The sequence below is a fragment of the Actinocorallia lasiicapitis genome (assembly GCF_054778695.1).
The window spans coordinates 1-5,314 of record NZ_BAAGZI010000391.1; the positions used below are offsets into that span (position 1 = coordinate 1).

General features: G+C 70.0%; 3 protein-coding genes and 1 pseudogene. All 4 read right to left on the reverse strand.

What is annotated here, in order from left to right; genetic code table 11:
* A partial coding sequence (locus tag ACYVE7_RS28425; RefSeq protein WP_460368869.1) for a DUF5682 family protein occupies positions 1 to 2,637 on the reverse strand: 2,637 nt, incomplete at its 3' end.
* A 42-nt stretch (positions 2,638 to 2,679) separates the two neighbouring features.
* Entirely contained in the window at positions 2,680 to 3,792 is a 1,113-nt protein-coding gene (locus ACYVE7_RS28430; protein WP_460368871.1) for an ATP-binding protein, read from the reverse strand.
* A gap of 9 nt (positions 3,793 to 3,801) precedes the next feature.
* Positions 3,802 to 5,079 carry a VWA domain-containing protein gene (locus tag ACYVE7_RS28435; protein ID WP_460368872.1) on the reverse strand — a complete coding sequence of 426 codons (1,278 nt, stop codon included), beginning with the start codon at positions 5,077 to 5,079 and terminating at the stop codon, positions 3,802 to 3,804.
* Positions 5,076 to 5,314 (reverse strand): annotated as a pseudogene (locus tag ACYVE7_RS28440) (hypothetical protein); the annotation flags it as partial. The gene ACYVE7_RS28435 and the pseudogene ACYVE7_RS28440, both read right to left, overlap by 4 nt.

Genomic DNA, 5,314 nt, shown 5'->3' on the forward strand with positions numbered 1-5,314 from the left:
TGACCGCCCCGCCCGAACGGGCCGGAAAGGCGGTTGTGTTGGGGGTGATAACGGGGGTGGGGAGGGGTGGGGTGGGGTGTGCCAGGGAGGGGTCCAGGAGGTGAGGGCGGCGGGGGTGGAGGGGAAGGTTCGGGCGGCTTCGCGGGTGAGGAGGGGGACCAGGTCGGGGGCGTTGGCTCTGAGGGTGGCGATCAGGTGGGGGAGCCAGGGGAGGAGGACGGGGTCGGGGAGGTGGGCGAAAGCCTCGGAGAGGAGTTCGACCAGGAAAGGGGTGAGGGCGGGCGCCGGATCCAGGGCCTGGACGAAACCGCTCAGATAGTGCGGGAACGACGGGATCAGCAGCGGGTTGGTGAGGAGTTCCGCGGTGCGGGCGCGCAGGTCGGGCAGCGGCAGCAGGCCGAGCTGGTGTTCGGCGGCCCAGCGGAGGGCGCGCTTGGCGGGCTCCTCGGCGGGGGATTGGCGGACGGCCAGTTCGAGCTGGGCGTGGTCGCAGCCCAGGGAGAGCGCCAGATGCTCCAGCGTGAACAGGAAACCGAGCATCGCGGCGACCTGGCGGAGCCCGGTGCCCTCGTCGGCGAAAGCCGTCGGGAGCAGCGTGCAGTACTGGGCGTAGCCGGTCCGGACGAACCCCTCCGACCAGGCCGGCAGGGCCGGTTCAGTGGCCCGGTAGTGGGCGAGGAGCCGGCGGATCCGGCGCAGGACGTCCGGGGCGTCGGCCACCGTCCGTTCCGCGGCGAGGAGCTCGACGGCGCGCGCGCCCAGCTCGTCGGTGAAGCGCGGGCTGTTCAGGAACAGCAGCGACTCCTCGACGGCCTCCAGCGCCGTCGCCGCCGTGGCCTTCGGATCCCACGCCATCCGCCGGAGCCGCTGCTCCAGCACCTGCTCGACGGTGACGCCCTCGTAGCCGAGCTCGACGAGCGCCCGCTGGTTGCGGCCGAGCGCCAGATCCCAGCTCTCCTGGATCGACCGTTCACCGAGCCGCCGCGAACCCATGATCGGCCGGACGGCGTCCTCGGGCAGCAGCCGTCGCAGCACCCACAGCAGCCGTGAACACGACTCCAGCTCCGGCCGCTGACCGAGATCGATCAGCGCCCGCTGCAGGGTGCGTTTCTGCGGATCGAGGCCGAGCGGCTCCAGCCTGTCCAGGACGTCCCGCGCCAGCGGCGGCAGCGACGCGTACCCGACCTGCCCGGTTCTGTCGCCGCCGAGCAGGATCTCGCACAGCCGTTTGACGTCCCGCCGCCCCGGCACCCGGTCCTTCTCGATACAGGTGACCGCCGCGTCCTGGAAGTCGTACGGCGTGGGCCGTGCCCTTCCCCGCATCCCCGCCAGCAGCACCGACGTCTCGAACACCGCGATCGCGTCGGCCGTGCTCGCCAGGTAACCGTTCTTCCGGGCGAGCCGCACCACGTCCACACACCAGCCGAGCAGCTCCTCCTCGTCCAGCCCGCCCATCGGGTGCGAACCGCCCAGGAACTCCGCCAGCCGCTCCTCCCCGCCCACGGCGCTCTCTTCGCGGGCGCGAACACCCCGGGCTTTGGGAGCGCGGCGGCCGGTAGCGGAGGTGAGGGCGAACGGTTTGAGCTTGGTGGTGGTCAGGGTCTTGCGCCAGGTGGCGGCGGCCACCGAGATGGAGCCGGGCGCGAGCGCGAACTGGGCTTCGATCGCGGAGTGGCTCGAGGGGATCAGGCCGTAAAGCCAGCGGGTGGCGGTGCGGGGCGCGATCTCGTAGGGGGCGGTGGAGCGGATCCCGAACTGCTCGACCCGGCTCGCCGCGTGGAACGCGCCGCACACGTAAAGGCAGTCGGCGGGGTCGGCGCCGGTGGCGGCGAGGTGCTCGCGCATCCGCGTCCACATGTACCGTTCACGGTCCTCGTCGATCGCGCGACGTTCGGCGCCGGCCGGACGCAGCCGCCGGAACAGGCTGCCGATCAGCACCATGACCTGCCGGTAGGTGGCGTAGTCGGCACCGGACAGCGGCTGTTCGACGTACTGGTCCCACCATTCCGACCAGTGCCGCACCTTCCCGTGGTGCAGCAGATACTCCTCCAGTTCGGCGAAACCGGGCCGCAGATCACCCAGCTCGACGCCGACCGCGTCCCCGTGCAGCGCCTCGTCCTCACGCGGAGTCACCGGCGCGTCGCCCGCCGCCGTGGCCGGGCGGCGCGGCTCCCACTGGAAGACGTGGTCGGACGACCGGTCGACCAGCACCAGTTCGACGCCCGGTGTGTCCAGCGCGTACGAGATCGCCTGGTATTCGGCGGACGCCTCGGTGATCGGCGCGACCACGCTGAGCGGCGCGAACTCCTTCGGATGCCCGTCGATCTCGCTGGCGAACGCCTGCAACGCCACCGGCAGCCGGCAGTTCCGCAGCTCCTCCAGCAACGGCCGCAGATCCTCGCAGAGCTCCAGATAGATCACCTTCGGCTGCTTGTCCCGCAACCGCCGCACCATCGCCAGCCCTGAGGCGGGCGAATGGTGGCAGACCGGAAAGATCTCCAGCTCCTCCTCGACGGCCCGCTCCACATCCTCGACGATCCCGCCCAGAATCTCCCCGACGCCCCCTTCCCCGAACACCTCGGCCGCCTTCGCAAGCTGCTCCCGCAGCCCCCCGAACCCCGACCCCGCACCCACCATCACTTCCTCCTCCGCACGATTCCGCTCTGCCGCCCTGGTGGGTCAGGACAGGGTGGTGATGGTTTCGCGGCCGCCTTCGAGGAAGGCGGACCAGGTGGGGTCGGCTTTGGCTCGAGGTTCGATGACGCCATGCCAGAACTTATTGAGGATCGCGAGATCTTCGGGGGTGCGGCGGGCCAGGGAGCCGACGAGGGAGCCGGCCAGGGTCTCGGGGCGGAGCGTGGCGTCGCCGAAGAACTGGCTGTGCAGGACGGCGTCCTCCAGAACGCCGATCTGTTCGGCGGTCGACAGGGCCGATTCGAGCCGGTCGTCGTCGCTGGTCGCCGATGCCGCGGCGGCGCGGAGGTCGGCGAAGCTCTGCAGAAGGATGTCGAGGAGGGTCGGCGGGATCTCCAGGTCGATCTGGTGCCGGCCGAGCAGCTCGGCCGTACGGAACCGGACGATCTCCGCTTCCGCCTTCTTGTTGGTGACGACCGGGATCCGCACGAAGTTGAACCGCCGCTTCAACGCCGACGACAGATCGTTGACGCCCCTGTCGCGGCTGTTGGCCGTCGCAATGATCGAGAATCCGGGCTGCGCGAAGACGATGTTGTCGTCGTCGAGCTCGGGGATCGACACGTACTTCTCGGACAGGATCGAGATCAGCGCGTCCTGGACGTCGCTGGTCGAACGGGTCAGTTCCTCGAACCGGCCGATCACGCCGCGCTCCATCGCCGTCATGATCGGCGAGGGGATCATCGACTCACGGGACTGGCCCTTGGCGATCACCTGGGAGACGTTCCACGAGTACTTGATGTGGTCTTCGGTCGTCCCGGCCGTCCCCTGGACGACGAGGGTCGAGTTCCGGGAGATCGCGGCGGCGAGGAGTTCGGCGAGCCAGCTCTTGCCGGTGCCGGGGTCGCCGATCAGCAGCAGCCCCCGGTCGGACGCCAGCGTGACGATGCTCCGCTCGACGAAAGTCCGGTCGCCGAACCATTTCTGCGGGATGTCGCGATCGAGCCCGTCGGCCCGTTCGGAGCCGAGGATGAACAGGCGGACCATGCGCGGGCTGAGCCGCCAGGAGAACGGCTTGGGCCCGTCGTCTACGGATTCCAGCCAGTCCAGCTCTTCGGCGTACTTCACTTCGGCCGGGGCGCGCAGCAGATCATCGGTCATGGGGGGCTCCTAAGCGAGGAAGTTCTTGAGCTCGAACACGAGCTTGCGGATATGGCCGGAGATGACCGGTGTGCCGAGTTCTTTGAGTTTCTGGCGGTACCAGGGATCGACGGACGCGCCGCCGGAGCTGTTGACCGACCCGACCGGGATCAACCGCACCCCCGACCGGTGGACGGCCTCGAAATCCGTGAGCAGCGCCCGGTTGTCGTAGAAGTCCGAGATCCACACCACGACGGTGTTCCGCGGATCGGTGATCTTCGGCCGGGCGAGGTTCATCGCGACCGTTCCGTCGGTGCCGCCGCCGAGCGTCGTGCGGAGCAGGACCTCGAACGGGTCGTGCACCCAGGGCGTCAGATCGAGGGCGCGGGTGTCGTAGGCGATCAGATGGACGTCGACCTTCGGCAGCCCCGCGAAGATCGACGCGAGGATCGTGCAGTTGACCATCGCGTCGACCATCGACCCCGACTGATCGACCACCACGATCATTTTCGCGGGCGTGGTGCGGCGCGCGGTCTGCTTGTAGAAGAGCCGGTCGACGTAGAGGCGCTCGTCGTCGGGGCTCCAGTTGGTGAGGTTCTTCCAGATCGTCCGGTCGAGATCGAGGTTCCGGTAGACGCGTTTCGGCGGGACGGACCGGTCGATCGTCCCGGCGCTGGCCTTCTCGACCTGCGTGCGGAGCACCTGCGCGACCTCGTCCACATAGCGCCGGATCAGCGCCTTGGCGTTGGCCAGCGCGACGCCCGAAAGGTTCGCCTTGTCGCGGAGCAGCTGTTCGATCAGCGACATGCTGGGGCGTAGCTGCGCCGCCAGCCGCGGATCGGCCAGCACTTCACGCAGCCGCATCCGGCTGACCAGGTCGCCCTCGATCTCGCCGAGCACCCCGGCGACCGCGCCTTCTTCACCGAGGGCCCGGCGCAGATGGCCGGCGTCGCTCTGCCAGCCGGCCAGCCGGGTGGCGGACACCGCGCCGCCGCCCGTGCAGAACGTGTTGAGCAGTAGCTTCGACGCCAGCGCCGCCCGCCGCACCCGCTCTTCCGGTATGTCGTCCGTGACGGCCATCAGCCCTTCGAACGCGCCCGCCAGCTCCGGATGCCGCTGGAGGAGGTTGTCGACCGAGATCCCCGGGTCGAGGATGGCCGCGGGCAGCCCCAGCTCGTCGACGATCCCGACGCTCGCCGATTCGAGCCCGGCCTGCTCCTCCCCGTCGAAGATCCGTGCCAGCAGCCGCCAGTAGAGGACCTGCCGCCGGGCCGCCTGCCCGTCGGGGAGTGTGGGGGTGTCGGTCATGCGCGCAGCAGCCTTCCCGCTCGTTCGCGGAGCACGGCGACGGGATCGCCGGTGCGGGCGTCGGATTTGACGGTCTTCGGATCGGTGGGGCCCAGCGCCCAGTCACCGGTGTGGGTTTCGAACGGTTTCCGCCCGGACGCCCGGACGGCCAGCGGCTGGACGCGCCACACGCCCCCGTCCCACCGGAGCAGCCCGACGCACTCCTGGGCCGCCGCGACGAACGCCGCGGTGGTGG